Annotated in this window: 18 protein-coding genes; 10 read left to right on the top strand and 8 right to left on the bottom strand. The window is 43.6% G+C overall.

Going from position 1 to position 16315, the window contains the following annotated elements; genetic code table 11:
* Window positions 1-43: 43 nt before the first annotated feature.
* From ACTHPA_RS11175 to ACTHPA_RS11165, 3 genes are all read right to left on the bottom strand, one after another.
* The gene (locus ACTHPA_RS11175) at window positions 44-229 is read right to left on the bottom strand and encodes a hypothetical protein (RefSeq protein WP_060210602.1); all 186 of its coding nucleotides are present in this window, start codon (window positions 227-229) and stop codon (window positions 44-46) included.
* 59 nt (window positions 230-288) lie between these two features.
* Window positions 289-888 (bottom strand): HTH-type transcriptional regulator Hpr, encoded by a 600-nt coding sequence (locus ACTHPA_RS11170; RefSeq protein ID WP_440500331.1) that lies wholly within the window; start codon window positions 886-888, stop codon window positions 289-291.
* A gap of 272 nt (window positions 889-1160) precedes the next feature.
* Entirely contained in the window at window positions 1161-1655 is a 495-nt protein-coding gene (locus ACTHPA_RS11165; RefSeq protein ID WP_440500330.1) for an SRPBCC family protein, read from the bottom strand.
* Window positions 1656-1799: 144 nt separating this feature from the next.
* Between ACTHPA_RS11165 and ACTHPA_RS11160 the strand changes: the two genes are divergently transcribed.
* Together ACTHPA_RS11160 and ACTHPA_RS11155 are read left to right on the top strand one after the other, a co-directional pair.
* Window positions 1800-2210, top strand: a complete 411-nt coding sequence (locus ACTHPA_RS11160) for a hypothetical protein (protein WP_440500329.1) — start codon at window positions 1800-1802, stop codon at window positions 2208-2210.
* 73 nt (window positions 2211-2283) lie between these two features.
* Complete coding sequence (locus tag ACTHPA_RS11155; RefSeq protein WP_440500328.1) at window positions 2284-2718, top strand: NUDIX hydrolase; 435 nt, start codon at window positions 2284-2286, stop codon at window positions 2716-2718.
* 58 nt (window positions 2719-2776) lie between these two features.
* On the opposite strand, the gene ACTHPA_RS11150 is transcribed toward ACTHPA_RS11155, so the two are convergent.
* The 4 genes from ACTHPA_RS11150 to ACTHPA_RS11135 form a co-directional block, all read right to left on the bottom strand.
* A complete protein-coding gene (locus ACTHPA_RS11150) occupies window positions 2777-3787 on the bottom strand; it encodes a hypothetical protein (protein ID WP_440500326.1) in 1011 nt (336 codons plus the stop codon).
* Between the two features lie 88 nt (window positions 3788-3875).
* Window positions 3876-4238: a YtxH domain-containing protein gene (locus tag ACTHPA_RS11145; protein WP_440500325.1), complete on the bottom strand. Its 363-nt coding sequence runs from the start codon at window positions 4236-4238 to the stop codon at window positions 3876-3878.
* Between the two features lie 118 nt (window positions 4239-4356).
* The gene (locus ACTHPA_RS11140) at window positions 4357-4881 is read right to left on the bottom strand and encodes a tryptophan transporter (protein WP_440500323.1); all 525 of its coding nucleotides are present in this window, start codon (window positions 4879-4881) and stop codon (window positions 4357-4359) included.
* A 116-nt stretch (window positions 4882-4997) separates the two neighbouring features.
* Window positions 4998-5423, bottom strand: a complete 426-nt coding sequence (locus ACTHPA_RS11135; protein ID WP_440500322.1) for an HIT family protein — start codon at window positions 5421-5423, stop codon at window positions 4998-5000.
* 151 nt (window positions 5424-5574) lie between these two features.
* Here ACTHPA_RS11135 and ACTHPA_RS11130 point away from each other — a divergent pair, with 151 nt between their 5' ends.
* From ACTHPA_RS11130 to ACTHPA_RS11100, 7 genes are all read left to right on the top strand, one after another.
* A complete protein-coding gene (locus ACTHPA_RS11130) occupies window positions 5575-6324 on the top strand; it encodes an ABC transporter ATP-binding protein (RefSeq protein WP_440500321.1) in 750 nt (249 codons plus the stop codon).
* Window positions 6308-7519 (top strand): ABC transporter permease, encoded by a 1212-nt coding sequence (locus ACTHPA_RS11125; RefSeq protein WP_440500320.1) that lies wholly within the window; start codon window positions 6308-6310, stop codon window positions 7517-7519. Before ACTHPA_RS11130 ends, ACTHPA_RS11125 begins: the two co-directional genes overlap by 17 nt.
* A 100-nt stretch (window positions 7520-7619) precedes the next feature.
* The gene (locus ACTHPA_RS11120) at window positions 7620-7853 is read left to right on the top strand and encodes an IDEAL domain-containing protein (RefSeq protein ID WP_440500319.1); all 234 of its coding nucleotides are present in this window, start codon (window positions 7620-7622) and stop codon (window positions 7851-7853) included.
* A gap of 199 nt (window positions 7854-8052) precedes the next feature.
* Entirely contained in the window at window positions 8053-10035 is a 1983-nt protein-coding gene (gene uvrB / locus ACTHPA_RS11115) for an excinuclease ABC subunit UvrB (protein WP_440500317.1), read from the top strand.
* Between the two features lie 7 nt (window positions 10036-10042).
* Window positions 10043-12913 carry an excinuclease ABC subunit UvrA gene (gene uvrA / locus ACTHPA_RS11110; protein ID WP_440500316.1) on the top strand — a complete coding sequence of 957 codons (2871 nt, stop codon included), beginning with the start codon at window positions 10043-10045 and terminating at the stop codon, window positions 12911-12913.
* A 118-nt stretch (window positions 12914-13031) separates the two neighbouring features.
* The gene (locus ACTHPA_RS11105; protein ID WP_440500315.1) at window positions 13032-14198 is read left to right on the top strand and encodes a DUF4097 family beta strand repeat-containing protein; all 1167 of its coding nucleotides are present in this window, start codon (window positions 13032-13034) and stop codon (window positions 14196-14198) included.
* 57 nt (window positions 14199-14255) lie between these two features.
* Complete coding sequence (locus ACTHPA_RS11100) at window positions 14256-14531, top strand: hypothetical protein (protein WP_440500314.1); 276 nt, start codon at window positions 14256-14258, stop codon at window positions 14529-14531.
* 102 nt (window positions 14532-14633) lie between these two features.
* Here ACTHPA_RS11100 and ACTHPA_RS11095 read toward each other — a convergent pair whose 3' ends face one another.
* Entirely contained in the window at window positions 14634-15194 is a 561-nt protein-coding gene (locus ACTHPA_RS11095; protein WP_440500313.1) for an N-acetylmuramoyl-L-alanine amidase family protein, read from the bottom strand.
* 168 nt (window positions 15195-15362) lie between these two features.
* Between ACTHPA_RS11095 and hprK the strand changes: the two genes are divergently transcribed.
* Window positions 15363-16313, top strand: a complete 951-nt coding sequence (hprK, locus tag ACTHPA_RS11090; RefSeq protein ID WP_440500312.1) for an HPr(Ser) kinase/phosphatase — start codon at window positions 15363-15365, stop codon at window positions 16311-16313.
* Window positions 16314-16315: the final 2 nt, after the last annotated feature.

Below are 16315 nucleotides of genomic sequence, written 5' to 3'. Positions count from 1 at the left end.
AAAGTCCAACTCCCTGTTAAAAGGGAGTTGGACTTTTTCATCCTTAAACGTTCAATAAGACTTCAAGATAGAACGAAAGAATTAAGATCGTAATAAGAATATTGACGGTACGATATATTTTTGGTTGCTTTTCTTCAGGGATTTCCCGTGATTGACAAAGAGCGAATGTCATCTTGTTGATTTGGAATAAATAAAACAATGAGAACATGACAGTTACGATAAGGATCAAATCAATTCCTCCTCTTTACAGCTTCACTTCATCATAGCAGACATTTGAGGAAAATGACATTAATTTTCTTCGACGGCTTGTAATTCGGGAATATCTAGCGACTCTGTTTGGTTATGGTCCAAGGAAACTAAGTCATCGTTGAAAGAATTATCAATTCGTTTGAAGCCAAGCTCAAAGATTTCCATGAAGTCTTCTCCGTAAATATTACGTATGACAGACATGACTTCTAAGAATTCAGGAAATTTCCCATAAATACTTTTTATTGGAAGTGAACCGTCCAAGATGCCGTGTTCGGAGTCATAATAATGTTCGTTCATGCCTGTAATAAGTTCTTCACCTTCTTTGGTGACTGATACATATGTATTCCGACGATCATCTTCTTTTTTGGAGAATTGCAAGTATCCTCGTTCTTCAAGCTTTTTGGAGAAATTGAAAGCCGTGGAAACGTGCATGACGCCAAATTTTGCGATGTCAGAGATAGTGGCACCTTGGAGATGGTAGGCAATCCATAGAATATGGTGTTCATTAATATTCAAGTCATAAGGTTTTATCCATTGCTGCCAATCTTTTTCGACCGCTTTCCAAAGTGCTTTTGACATCTGGGCAACGCGTTGACTATAAATCATTGCTTCTTTTTGGGAAAACTTTTGCTCAGCCATAAGATACCTCCAACATCAAATAGTTAATCTTTTTTCATTATAGCAGGAAAACTTCAAATTAAAAAGTTGAAATTCCAAAAATACTATATATTCATAAATGATTTAATGTGGTGAAGTAGGAATGGTGAGGTTTTCCGGGCTAGTTTGAAAGGAAACGTTGTTTGAGATTCATTCAAATGAAGGTATTCGTGTTTAATTTATTTTAAAGAAAGTTGTAAATGGAATGTTAAAACCATCTATTAAGATCAAAACAATAGATGGTTTTACGCATTTTATTTAATTGGTTGACAACATAAACTTCCTTCACCTTTTTCAAGTGCAGACTTTAAACTGTTTAGTACACCCGACCAAGCCATTTGGTGCCATTCAAATGCTTCTCTCCAATTAACATCTTCTTCAAATCCTGAATGCTCAACAATAACTTTTGTAGAGTTAGTATCAACAGATTCAAAACTAACTTTTACAGTAGTTAATTCGTTATCATTATTCATTACAGAGTCAAATTGATCTGGGCCTTTCCAAGTGAATTGTAATTCCTTTTCTTCAATAAGCCTACTAATTTTACAGCCTTTCGTATTCATTCCGGTTTTATTTCCAGGAATAAAATAAAGCTCGTAAGCCCCGCCTTCTATAGCTTCTATGACTGTTTCGGGAGCGAACCATTCTGACACTCGTTCCGATATTGTCCAGGCATACCAAACTAAATGTAAAGGGGCATTAATGGTAACCTCATTAATAATGGTTCTGTCATTTGTATTGATTGTCAAAACAATTCCTCCTCATGGAAATATTTTCATATGTAGAATATCATTTATAGTGAGTTGAATAAAGAACTTTTTTAATTTGTCAACTATTCAAATGATTAATGTCGCTTAGAGGAGAGAACTTGCATTAGAATGGGGAGAGGTATTTTGAAAAAGAGAATGGGTGTTATATTATTTGCTTTGTTATTGTTAATCGGTTGCAATGACAACAACATTAAACGAAACAAAGAGTTAGAAGAAGATGTCAAATCATTTATTATTATGGTGTCAGATGATAGTGACAGCGAACTTCATTTAAGCGGTATCGTCGATTTCAACTGGGACAAGGCGTTTTTAATAACTCCATATACTTCACAAGAAGAGATAGAAAAACAAGTAGGTGTAAAGCTCAAAGACATCAGTAATATTAGTTTGCGGGATGATATCTATTTATTGATATTCATCAATAACGACAAAGTAGTTCAATATGCAGAAATAAATCGTCTGCAAACTACTTTTTCGTTAAGTGATCAAGAGTATCTTACCCCCTCAAATGATTCAATTTACATAGAAAGGTAACGGCGCAACACTTCCTGTTATTGATCTGCTTTGAGCTGGCAAGAGTTTTATCCAAATTAAGGGAGGAAAGTGAATGAAAAGAGTCAATGTTGTTTATGTGCTTTTGTTCGATGAAAATAAGGAAAAAGTATTAATGGTAAAAAATAAAGGGGAGAACTCATCTTACTATACTCTTCCTGGTGGTGCAGTAGAAGATGGTGAAACATTGGAGGAAGCCGCAATTCGTGAGGTTAAAGAAGAAACTGGAGTAGATGTTGAAGTAGACGGTATTTTAACAGTCAGTGAAGCATTTTTTGAAAAAAGAGGTCATCACACTATCCTCTTCACCTTTGTAGGGAAAATAATTGGAGGAGAATTAAACATCTCCTATCCTGAAGAAATTGAAGAAATTACTTGGATGGAACTAAATCTGGCAGAAAACTATATACATATACCAAAAGAAATGAAAGGATTAATAGTTAACAATTCCCCAGTACCATATATTTTTAGGGGAAAGGTTATTCATTGACTAACCGTTTCGTCGCAATATATAGAGAGAATAAGATTATGAAGGACATAGGGGAGAATCAAAAAAGTGATTCTAACTTAACAGGGCTACAAATAACAAACGTAAAAATACATATTTCACAAGAAAAAATCCAAAAACAATGCAAGACGATCGAATAAAATATAGTTTTACGAGAGGGATGTTTCATTCGGTAAATAGAATCGTCCAAAGCGAGCCGCTCCGCGTCCAAAGCAAGCCATCCAGCGTCCAAAGCGAGCCGCTCCGCGTCCAAAGCAAGCCATCCCGTGTCCAAAGCGAGCCGCTCCGCGTCCAAAGCAAGCCATCTCGCGTCCAAAGCGAGCTGCTCCGCGTCCAAAGCAAGCCACTCCGCGTCCAAAGCAAGCCATCCCGCGTCCAAAGCGAGCTGCTCCGCGTCCAAAGCAAGCCATCCCGCGTCCAAAGCGAGCCGCTCCGCGTCCAAAGCGAGCCATCCAGCGTCCAAAGCAAGCCGCTCCGCGTCCAAAGCGAGCCATCCCGCGTCCAAAGCGAGCCCCTCCGCGTCCAAAGCAAGCCATCCTGCGTCCAAAGCGAGCCATCCCGCGTCCAAAGCAAGCCGCTCCGCGTCCAAAGCAAGCCATCCCGCGTCCAAAGCGAGCTGCTCCGCGTCCAAAGCGAGCTGCTCCGCGTCCAAAGCAAGCCATCCCGCGTCCAAATCGAGCTGCTCCGCGTCCAAAGCAAGCCATCCCGCGTCCAAAGCGAGCTGCTCTGCGTCCAAAGCGAGCCATCCCGCGTCCAAAGCGAGCTGCTCCGCGTCCAAAGCAAGCCATCCCGCGTCCAAAGCAAGCCATCCTGCGTCCAAAGCAAGCCGCTCCGCGTCCAAAGCAAGCCATCCCGCGTCCAAAGCGAGCCGCTCCGCGTCCAAAGCGAGCCCCTCCGCGTCCAAAGCGAGCCATCCCGCGTCCAAAGCGAGCCGCTCCGCGTCCAAAGCAAGCCATCCCGCGTCCAAAGCGAGCTGCTCCGCGTCCAAAGCAAGCCATCCTGCGTCCAAAGCGAGCCCCTCCGCGTCCAAAGCAAGCCATCCCGCGTCCAAAGCAGACCTCCCAATCATAGAAAGGACCTATATTAGCTCGAAAAAAGCCAAACTCATTATAACTAGAGTTTGGCTTTCGTCATGTCTTTCACTTCTGTTGCGCTGCAATCGATTGTTCCAACTCTGCGAGCGAGTTCTGGATTGCTGAAAGTTCCTTCTCCAGCTTAAGTCTGTTAGTCTCCGTGGAGAGTTGCCATTGTTCGATTGATCCCTTAATTCCATTGACGGCTTCAGGAACTAATTCTTTCGCTTCCTTCGTCATATGAGTGATGGAATCTTTCAACTCGGAGATTTTTCCTTTAACATCTTGCAATTTATGCTTCATATCAGCTGAAGCGTTTTTAACGGACGAGCGAATTTCGCTGCCTGTTTGTGGAGTGGAAAATAACACAGTGACAGCGGCTGTCACCGAACCTGCAAGTAGCCCAGCGAGAAACGTAGATGCTTTCATGGGGGAGTGCACTCCTTTCATTTTGAATAGTATTCCTTTTCATAGTTTAATTAAAACATGGTAAACAGTTTCGGGCAAATGAAAAAAGCTTCCCCCCTCGAGGGAAAGCTTGATGTTATTAGTTTGATAATGCTGTTTTGAATGAAGTGCGTTTCAATAATGACTTAATGATCGGGGAAATGATAAAGAAGGCAACCCCATTCATTGCTATTGCAGGAAGAACGACTGTGATGAACAATAATCCGAATGGAATATTTATGCCCATAATGAAGATGGCGACAGATAGGAAAATTGTTCCGGATAACAGTGTTCCGCAGCAAGTGATGATGATTGAAACGATTAAATTGTTTGCGGCCTTTCTGAGCAGTGCAATGACTGCAAAAACGACAAAGGCTGTAATGAACTTATCGATGACATTTGGAATGAAACCACCTGGAAGGCTTGTAAAAATTCCTGAAAGCACTCCTGTCGTAGCTCCGAGTAAAAAGACGCTTCTAACATCCGGAAATAAAAAGATGCCGATGAACATCATCGTCAACATGAAGTCTGGCTTCATGCCTTCCCCATAACCTGGAATGACCAAGTACAAAGCGGCTCCCACTGCTACTAGCAGCGCCATCAACGTAAGATTTTTCGTATTCAATTCTCATCTCTCCTCAACTAGACTCTAATTTTTTGCGTTCTCCTGACGTATCCTCGTGATCGGCAGCGAAAACTTATATAAATTATACAGGTATTCTTATGGACTAGCAAGTACCATTACTTTCCGAATCGAGCTCGAATTTGTTCCGCAATTTCCTGAATCCGTTCTTGTGTGAACTCTTCCACCTTCGGATTCCAGTCCGATTGGAAGCCGTCCGTTTGATCATATCGCGGGATGAAATGCATATGGAAGTGGAATACAGCTTGTCCGGCCGCCGCTCCATTATTTTGAAGCAGGTTCATACCAGCAGGCGTGAACTCCTCTTTTAGAACGTTCGCGATTTTTGGTGCAACCGAGAATAGATGGGAAGCTTCTTCTTCGGTCATGTCATACAGATTCTCACGATGGTTTTTTGGAATAAGAAGAACATGCCCTTTCGTTACGGGCATGACGTCCATAATGGCGATAACGTGCTCATCTTCATAGATTTTCTGACTAGGAAGCGTGCCTTCTGCAATTTTACAAAAGATACATGATGTCATTTGAGGTCATCCTTTCCGATTCTAAGACTCCGTTTAGGAGAAGTATTCATTAATGACACAAGTGTAGCATATTTTCTGTTAATGCGTGAAAGATGGACAAAGCATTCCGGTTCGATGTTTGGTAAAATGGAAACAAGAATGGAGGATGACTATGGCGATTCTTGAAGTTAAAGACGTGACAGGCGGATATACACGAAAACCTGTCTTGCATGATTTATCTTTTGAAATTGGACAAGGCGAGCTTGTCGGTTTGATCGGTTTGAACGGTGCCGGAAAAAGTACGACGATCAAACATATTATCGGGCTAATGAATCCGCATGAAGGCGAAATCGCAGTGAATGGTGTCACGTTTCGTGAAAACCCTGAAGCATACCGTCAAGCGTTCACATATATTCCGGAAACACCGATCTTATATGAAGAGCTTACGCTGAAAGAACATTTAGAGTTGACAGCAATGGCGTACGGATTGGACCGGGAAGTGTTTGAGGCGCGAACTGAAATGCTATTGAAAGAGTTCATGATGGAGAAGCGGTTGAATTGGTTTCCATCGCATTTCTCAAAAGGGATGCGACAAAAAGTCATGATTCTTTGCGCGTTTTTAGTGGAACCTTCGCTATATATTATCGATGAACCGTTTGTCGGATTAGACCCGATCGGAATCCGTTCATTGCTCGATCAAATAGAAGAAAGAAAAGCGAACGGCGCCTCAGTACTGATGTCGACACATGTGCTCTCCACTGCAGAAAAGTATTGCGACCGGATTATTTTACTGCATGAAGGACGTGTAAGGGCGCAAGGGACGATGGATGATTTGCGGAAAGCCTTCAACAGGCCCAATGCTACGTTGGACGAGTTATATATTTCGATGACCGGGGATCATGATCATGAACAGTTTGCGTGAGATTTGGAGCGATCGTTTTGTCCGGTACATGACAGAACTGCAAAAGTATATGAAGTTCGTTTTCACAGGCCATTTAGCAATCGTTCTGCTCTTTACGATTGGGGCAGGCGGATACGCATACAGCGAATGGTTAAAAGAAGTGCCGTCTGAATTCCCTTCAGCGATTATCGCGGCGGTTCTAATCGGCGCAGTATTGTCCATCTGCTCGCCGGTAACATTGCTGAAGCCCGCAGACATCGTCTTTTTCCTTCCGATGGAAAACAAACTTGAAGAGTATTTAAAACGGTCGCTGCGATATTCGCTATTTTCACAGCTGCCGCTTCCATACATTTTATTTATCATTCTATTACCTTTGCTAGCAGCAACGGATGTTGCGGGAAAACCACAATTCTTATTGACTGCCATCGTCATTTTGCTCGTGAAATGGCTGTATGTCGAGACAGAATACCATTATCGCCGTGCTAATGAAGGAGAGGGGATTTGGAAAGACCGTCTCGTCCGGTTCGTGTTAGCAGCGCTGCTCATGTATGTGATGCTAGCTGGCAGTCCTTATTTTATTCCGCTCGTAGGTGTGCTTATGGCTGTCTATTATTTATTCTGGAAGAAAAGAAGTGCAGCAAATCCTTTCCCGTATGAACATTTCATATCGGTGGAGCAAAATCGTATGATGCGTTTTTATCGCTTCGCCAATTACTTTACGGACGTACCGCATTTGAAAGGGTCCGTCAGCCGTCGTGCATGGCTCGGGTTCCTATTGCGCTCTGCTCAATTCGGACAAACATCGCCTCAACGATATTTGCTTAGAAGGACTCTCGTCCGGACGGATGATATATTTTGGCTTTGGGTCAGATTGACTGTTTTATCAGTACTAGGTGTTGCTCTCATTCCGTTTCCGATTGTCGTCTATATCTTTATCGGAGCATTGGCCTTTGCATCATCCATTCAATTAGTGCATGCATTGCGCGCGGGTGATGATTTCCGAATGGATATGCTTTTCCCGGAATCGGAAAATACAAGGACACCTGCCATACGAAAAACAGTTAGCGGAGTCCAATTATTACAAGCAATTTTTGTACTTGTGACAGGTTTAATTGCAATCGGAATATCCGTAACACCGGTTATTATGGCGATCGTTGTATTCGTAGTTTCCGAAGTGACAATCCGTATGTCGAACGAGAAAACAGAAGAGATTTGATCGGCTATCCAAAAAAAGTAATAATAGAATATTCTTAAAAACCTTGCAATTGATCCCGGAATTTATGTATAATAAAAAAAAGGCATCAGGGGTGAGGGAGATGGAAAACAATTATTCATATGCCGAGTTCTTAAAAGCCGTGGGGAAAAATAGTACTTCGCTTCAAGCGGAGAGATTATTGAATGATATTTACATGGATCTATTCCTGAACCATATTCATCGAGAACAAACGAAAAAACGTCTCTTGAGGCTGATTGATCTTGCGCTTGATGAAAAGGACGAGTGCGCTTTTAACGAGCTTACGGATGAATTGGTGAAACTGGAAGAAAATTAAACAAATTTGCAGCGGGCTGCCAGCTAGTCGAAAACCGATTAGCTGAGTAGACCCGCTTTTTATTATTTCTACTGAATGGGTAAGAAGCAAATATAGCTAGTAGTATTGAAATTTATATTTGAACATACGTTCTCTTATTTCTTTGGTCTTGGCAAAGTCTATGTTAAAATGGAAATAATTCATTTGGGGAGGGGCTTCAATGGTCCGAAAATTCGATTTGCACGCTCCTTATGTTCCGTTAGGCGACCAACCTGCCGCCATTTCAAAACTTGTGGAAGGCATAAAGGAAGGCAAAAAGCATCAGACACTTTTAGGTGCGACCGGAACAGGGAAGACGTTCACCGTTTCAAACGTTGTAACGGAAGTTAATAAACCGACACTTGTCATTGCGCATAATAAAACACTTGCTGGCCAGTTGTATAGCGAGTTCAAAGAATTTTTTCCGAACAATGCAGTCGAGTATTTCGTGAGCTTCTACGATTATTACCAACCGGAAGCTTATGTGCCGCATACGGACACATATATAGAAAAAGATGCAACAATCAACGATGAGATCGACAAGCTGCGCCACTCCGCGACATCTGCGTTATTCGAAAGGAATGATGTGCTCATCGTCGCATCCGTCTCTTGCATTTACGGCCTAGGTTCGCCGGAAGAATACGGGAAGCATGTCGTTTCCCTCCGTACTGGTATGGAGATCGGCAGGAATGAGCTGCTTCGTCGGTTCGTTGATATCCAATACTCAAGAAACGATATCAATTTCACGCGTGGTACGTTCCGGGTGAGAGGGGACGTCGTGGAAATATTCCCGGCCTCCCAAGACGAAAACTGTATTCGCATTGAATTTTTTGGTGATGAAATTGACCGTATCAGAGAAGTGGATTCACTTACAGGAGAAATTTTAGGGGAACGCGAACACGTCGCCATCTTCCCGGCATCCCACTTCGTTACTGGTGAAGAGAAAATGGTGAAGGCGATTGCGAATATCGAAACCGAGTTGGAAGAAAGACTTGCCGTTTTGCGCAAGGAAGATAAACTTCTGGAAGCTCAGCGACTTGAGCAGCGCACTCGTTATGATTTAGAGATGATGCGGGAGATGGGATTCTGTTCAGGAATTGAAAACTATTCGAGGCATTTGACATTACGACCTGCGGGGGCTACCCCTTATACATTGCTTGACTATTTTCCTGATGATTTTCTGATCGTTATCGATGAAAGCCATGTCACCTTGCCGCAAATCCGAGGTATGTATAACGGTGACCAAGCGCGTAAGCAAGTATTGGTCGATCACGGGTTCCGCCTGCCTTCCGCTTTAGACAATAGACCGCTCATGTTCGATGAATTCGAGCGCTACGTCCATGAAGCGATCTACGTGTCTGCAACACCCGGTCCTTACGAGATCGAGCATACACCCGAGATGGTTGAACAGATCATCCGACCGACTGGCTTGCTTGACCCGATTATCGATGTACGGCCGATCGAAGGGCAGATTGATGATTTGATCGATGAAATCAATGAGCGTATAAAGCGTAACGAAAGGGTATTGATTACTACATTGACGAAAAAGATGTCCGAAGATCTTACCGACTATTTGAAGGATATCGGCATTAAAGTCCAATATTTACATTCGGATATCAAAACATTGGAGCGGATTGAAATCATTCGGGAACTCCGTCTTGGTAAGTACGATGTTCTCATCGGCATCAACTTGTTAAGGGAAGGGCTCGATATACCTGAAGTGTCACTCGTCGCGATATTGGATGCGGACAAGGAAGGATTCCTTCGTTCAGAACGTTCCCTCATCCAAACAATCGGACGGGCAGCTCGTAACTCCGAAGGAAAAGTCATCATGTATGCAGACCGATATACGGATTCGATGAAGAAGGCAATTGAAGAGACGAAGAGACGTCGGGAAATTCAAATGGCTTATAATGAAAAGCATGGAATCACTCCGACGACGATCAAAAAAGCAATACGTGAAGTTATTCGAGCAACTCAAGTCGCTGAAGAAGATATTTCAGCTTTGGAAAAAGTGACGAAAGGCAAGAAATTGTCGAAGGACGATAAAGTGAAATTGCTTGCGAATCTCGAGAAGGAAATGAAAGAGGCAGCAAAAGCACTTGATTTCGAAAGGGCTGCCGAATTGCGCGATACGATTTTAGAATTGAAGGCTGAAGGGTGAAAATGCGATGAAAAACACGGAAATAGTCATTCAAGGGGCAAGAGTTCACAATCTGAAAGATATTGACGTCCGCATCCCGCGTGACAAGCTTGTCGTTATGACAGGCTTGTCAGGTTCCGGGAAATCGTCTCTTGCATTCGATACGATTTACGCGGAAGGGCAAAGGCGGTATGTCGAATCGCTCTCCGCTTATGCGAGACAGTTTTTAGGCCAGATGGACAAGCCCGATGTGGACGTAATTGAAGGGTTGTCGCCTGCGATTTCAATTGATCAGAAGACGACGAGCCGCAATCCACGTTCCACTGTCGGAACAGTTACTGAAATCTATGATTACTTACGTCTATTGTTTGCACGTGTCGGCAAGCCGATCTGTCCGAATCATGGAATTGAAATTTCGTCCCAGACGATCGAGCAGATGGTCGACCGCATTATGCAGTTGCCGGAACGTTCCCGGCTTCAAATCCTTGCGCCTGTCGTATCCGGCAGGAAGGGAACGCATGCGAAGCTAATCGAGGACATTAAAAAACAAGGCTATGTCCGGATTCGCGTCAATGGGGAAGTAATCGATCTCGATGACAATATTGAGCTGAATAAAAATAAAAAACATACGATTGAAGTCGTCATTGACCGGATTGTCGTGAAGGAAGGGATTGAAGCCCGTTTAAGCGATTCACTCGAGTCGGCGCTTCGATTGGCGGAAGGAACTGTGCTTGTCGATGTGATTGGTGTCGAAGAATTACTGTTCAGTGAGCACCATGCATGTCCAATATGCGGATTCTCCATCGGCGAACTTGAACCTCGGATGTTTTCATTCAACAGTCCGTTCGGGGCTTGCCCTGATTGTGATGGTCTTGGGACGAAGCTTGAGGTTGACCCTGAACTTGTCATTCCGGACACGTCCCTCTCTTTGAAGGAAGACGCAATCGCTCCTTGGATTCCTACGAGCTCACAATACTATCCTGAACTATTGAAGACAATTTGTAAGCATTTCAAAATACCGATGGATGTACCGGTGAGCGACTTGTCTGATGAAGATCTGAACATCATTTTGTACGGTTCGAAAGATCAAAAAATCAAATTCCAATATACGAATGAATTCGGCAATACACGTGTGAACAACATCTATTTTGAAGGTGTACTCGCAAACGTGGAGCGCAGGTTCAAGGAGACGTCCTCTGATTATATTCGTGAACAAATGGAGAAATATATGGCGAGCCGCGCTTGTCCGACTTGTCACGGATACCGATTGAAAGAGGAAACACTTGCGGTTAAAGTGAATGGCACGCATATCGGAGAAGTGACTGCGTTGTCCATTACGGAAGCAGACCGTTTTTTCAGCAACCTCGTGCTTTCTGAAAAGGACATGCAAATTGCAAGATTAATATTGCGAGAAATCGCTGAAAGATTAGGATTCCTCATCAACGTCGGGCTAGACTACTTGACGTTATCGAGAGCTGCTGGCACATTGTCCGGTGGGGAAGCGCAGCGAATCCGGCTTGCGACGCAAATCGGATCCAGATTGACGGGCGTCCTTTATATTTTGGATGAGCCTTCGATCGGTCTCCATCAACGTGATAATGACCGTCTTATCGGAACGTTGCAAAGCATGCGCGATATAGGGAATACGCTTATTGTCGTAGAGCATGACGAAGATACGATGATCGCTGCCGATTATTTAATCGACATCGGACCAGGTGCAGGGGCTGCGGGAGGGCAAATCGTTTCCGCCGGCACACCGGAAGAAGTGATGAACGATCCTCAATCATTGACGGGTCAATATTTGAGTGGAAGGAAGTTCATTCCTCTGCCAATGGAACGACGGAAATCCGATGGCAGGGTCGTGTCCATCAAAGGTGCGTCCGAGAACAATTTGAAAAACGTCAACGCAGACTTCCCGTTAGGACAGTTCATTGCGGTGACAGGCGTTTCGGGCTCCGGGAAAAGTACGCTTGTCAATGAAGTGCTATATAAAGTACTTGCACAAAAGCTAAACCGCTCGAAACAAAAACCTGGCCAATTCAAGTCCGTTACAGGCCTTGAAGAGTTGGAAAAAGTGATCGATATTGACCAATCTCCAATCGGACGGACACCGAGATCGAATCCGGCGACATATACAGGGGTCTTTGATGATGTTCGGGACGTCTTTGCGATGACGAACGAGGCAAAAGTAAGAGGTTACAAGAAAGGTCGCTTCAGCTTCAACGTAAAAGGTGGCCGCTGCGAAGCTTGTCGCGGCGACGGAATTATTAAGATTGAAATGCATTTTCTGCCAGACGTATATGTTCCTTGTGAAGTATGCCATGGTAAGCGATATAACCGTGAAACGCTTGAAGTAACATACAAAGGGAAGAACATTGCAGATGTCCTTTCCATGACCGTTGAAGATGCGCTCGTTTTCTTTGAAAACATTCCTAAAATCAGTCGGAAACTGCAAACGATTGTCGATGTCGGTCTAGGCTACGTTCAACTTGGGCAGCCTGCCACGACTTTATCAGGCGGGGAAGCACAAAGGGTGAAGCTTGCATCAGAATTGCATCGACGTTCAAACGGAAAATCGTTTTATATTCTAGACGAGCCGACGACAGGTCTCCATGTCCATGATATTGAAAAGCTTCTTCACGTATTGCAACGTCTTGTCGATTCCGGAAATACCGTCCTTGTCATCGAGCATAATTTGGACGTTATTAAAACCGTCGACCATATTATCGACCTTGGGCCTGAAGGCGGGGATAAAGGCGGGCAAATCATTGCAAAGGGAACTCCTGAGAAAGTGGCAGAAAGTGAAGTTTCATACACCGGCCGCTATTTGAAGCCGATTTTGGAACGAGACCGACAAAGAATGAAAGAGCTGATCGAAGCTGCCGCTGGAAAAGAATGAAACCTTCTGATAGATGATTCGTATATATAGTAAGTGTTAAAGGAGTCTCCTCCAGTTTTGCATGAGGCGGAGGTTCCTATACGAAAAGAAATCTCAAGCATACTTAGGAGGCGGAACAATGCAGAATGAACGCAAACGTATCTTGACAATGTTGGAAAACGGCACAATTTCAATGGACGAAGCATTAACCCTTTTAGAAGCGATGGAGAAAAAGCAGCCATCGACTGACAATGGGTCTACCCAAACGACTGAAACAAAGTTTACAGGGGAAGATGCAAACCAAGATAACGCAAACGACTTTTCCGGACAATCAAAAGACAAGGATCCATCGATGGATGAATTCATTGAAGATATCCGGAAAGATTTCGTAACTGTAGGAGATCGTTTCATGCAGTTCATGCAATCCACCGTGGAAAGAATGAAAGGATTCGATTTCGATATGCCATTTGGCGGCGGTTCGACATTCCATCACACGATTGTGAAACAAGCCGATGACTTAGATGAAATTCTCGTCGACGTCGATCACGGAAGCGTATCGATTCATGCAACTGACAATCCAGAAATTCGAGCGGAATTCACCGTCAAATCGTTTAATGGACGATCTGAAGAAGATGCGAAAAAAGAATTTCTCGATAAATTGATCTTCCTTAAAGACGAAGGAAAGCTGCGTTATTTAAGTGATTTGAAATTAAGTCAGGTAACTGTCGACTTATTCATTCCAAAACAGGATTATCGTAAAGTTTCCGTAAGACTACTGAATGGTAATTTCAACTTGAAGGATATTACGGTCGATCGTCTTTATTCAAAAACAGCGAACGGAAAAGTCGATGTGGAACGTATTACTTTTAAAGAAGCTGAGTTAGAAGCTGGCAACGGATCGATTCGCTTGAACGATAGCACAGGCGATACACTTGAAGCTGAAACAATTAACGGACGCGTGTACGTATCTGGTAAAGTGAAGGATGTTGAAGCGAAATCGTTGAATGGTCATGTAGTTGTGACAACAACGGATGCTGATGCACAAAAAATCGATGCTAAAACAGTGAGCGGTTCTGTTGAGCTATATATTCCATCTGATGTTTCACTTCGTGGTGAAATCTCAACGAATATGGGACGTTTGGATCTTCAGCTGAATGATGTCAGCAAAACGACAGAACAAGAACAGTTTCTGAGCCGTACGATCATTTTCAATAAGGATGCGGAAGGCAATGCCACTCAACTCCATGTTCACGGGGAAGCGAAAACTGGCTCTGTTATTGTTTGCTATAATGTGAAGCATAATTAATGAAAAAAGACTGCCCAGAAAGTCAGTGCAAACTGACTTCTGTGGCAGTCTTTTTTGATGAAATACGTGTCTTGCTCAAGAAAGCAAATTAGCGCTCAAGAAACCAAATTGGCGCTCAAGAAACCAAATTGGCGCTCAAGAAACCAGATTGGCGCTCAAGAAACCAAATTAGCGCTCAAGAAACCGAATCCGCGCTCAAGAAACCAGATTGGCGCTCAAGAAACCCAAATTGGCGCTCAAGAAACCAGATTGGCGCTCAAGAAACCGAATCCGCGCTCAAGAAACCAAATTGGCGCTCAAGAAAACAGATTAGCGCTCAAGAAAACAGATTAGCGCTCAAGAAAACCAGATTGGCGCTCAAGAACCCAAATTAGCGCTCAAGAAACCAAATTAGCGCTCAAGAATTCTGTCCCTGCGCCCAAAGCAAGCCGCGAGTCAGATGAGCTTCTCCCGAAAAAGCCAATTCAAAATGCCGAAGCTGATCGCCCGTGCGCATTGCACGCGGTACGCTTTAGATAGTAAAAGAGCAGCCTCTTCGCGATTGGTCATGAAACCGCACTCCACTAACACGGCAGGCATCTTTGTATCCCTCAATACTGCAAAATTTGCGGTTTTTACCCCTCGGTCTTTTCGTCCGCAAGCAAGTATCAATGAGCTGTGTATTTGTTCAGCCAATATTGCGGTTCGTTTGCTTGCTTGGGGATACATATATGTTTCGATGCCATGCGCATCATTCCAATTGGAGCCATATGCATTAGCGTGGATGGATACGAATGCGTCTGCATTCAGCCTGTTGGCGATCGAAGTCCTTTCAGGCAAAGGTACATCACGTCCATTTTCATGTGAATAAATGACGTTCACCCCTTCCAGCACCAAACAATGCTTTACAATTTGCGCCACGGCAGAATTGAAGCGGAATTCAAGTAGTTTGCCATCTGGTGAGCGTTTTCCAGATGTGTTCGGTCCGTGTCCTGCGTCAAGGATAAGTAATGCCATCTTATCTCCTCCTTGCCACTTATATAGTTTGATACGTATCATTCGTGGACAAATTCGGACGAAATCATTTCAATTGAATTCGTTCATGGTAAAATGGTGGATAGGGTTTGCGTTACATAAGATCATTCGCAAAGCGGTCGAGAAATTATATAGAAAGTAGGGGAATTAATGTCGGTTGTTACAGTAGAAGACGTTCAAAATCGTTTTGGACTTGAAGTTGTTGCAGGTGTAGAAGGTATTGAACGGAAAATCCTTACGAGTGACATATCACGGCCGGGGCTTGAAATGGCCGGTTATTTTGATTTTTACTTGGCTACACGAATTCAGCTGCTCGGGAAAACAGAGCTGTCCTTTTTTAATAAACTGGATGAAGCGGATCGTCAGGATCGCATGGATCGACTCTGTTCAACTGAAACACCAGCTTTCATCATAGCGCATAATTTTGAATGTCCATTAGAACTCAAACAATTTGCAGACGAGAGAAGCATCCCCGTGCTCCAGACCGAGCATCCGACGACTAGATTCTCAGGAATGCTCACCAATTTCCTTGAAGGTCAGTTAGCTCCCATGACGACAGTTCATGGTGTGCTCGTCGATGTGTACGGCATTGGAGTTTTACTTACGGGAAAAAGCGGTGTCGGTAAAAGTGAAACCGCTTTGGAGCTTGTAAAGCGTGGTCATCGTCTAGTCGCGGATGATGCTGTGGAAATACGGCAAGTCGCAAAAAACGTCTTGATCGGAAATTCGCCGAAGCTGCTTAGGCATATGCTTGAAATCCGTGGAGTTGGTATTATCGACATGATGATGCTTTTCGGTGCAAGCGCCGTAAGGGATGACAAACGGATATTAATGGTCATCGATTTGGAGACGTGGAATCCGGATAAAGTGTATGATCGGCTAGGCATTGATGGGGAAAAGATGAAAATCATGGATTCTGATTTGACGAAGCTTACTGTTCCTGTAAAGCCGGGTCGAAACTTATCGGTCATTATCGAAGTGGCCGCTATGGATTATCGGATGAAACGATTAGGCATCAATGCGGCAGAGACATTTTCGAAAAAACTAGATATGGCAATTAGCCAAGATACAGGAAAATCTGATGAAGAGGGGATAGAGTAAAC

Source organism: Sporosarcina sp. SAFN-015 (assembly GCF_051966875.1).
Taxonomy (GTDB): Bacteria; Bacillota; Bacilli; order Bacillales_A; family Planococcaceae; genus Sporosarcina.
The sequence above is the reverse complement of the archived record's forward strand: the minus strand, read 5'-3'. Positions and strand labels throughout refer to the sequence as shown.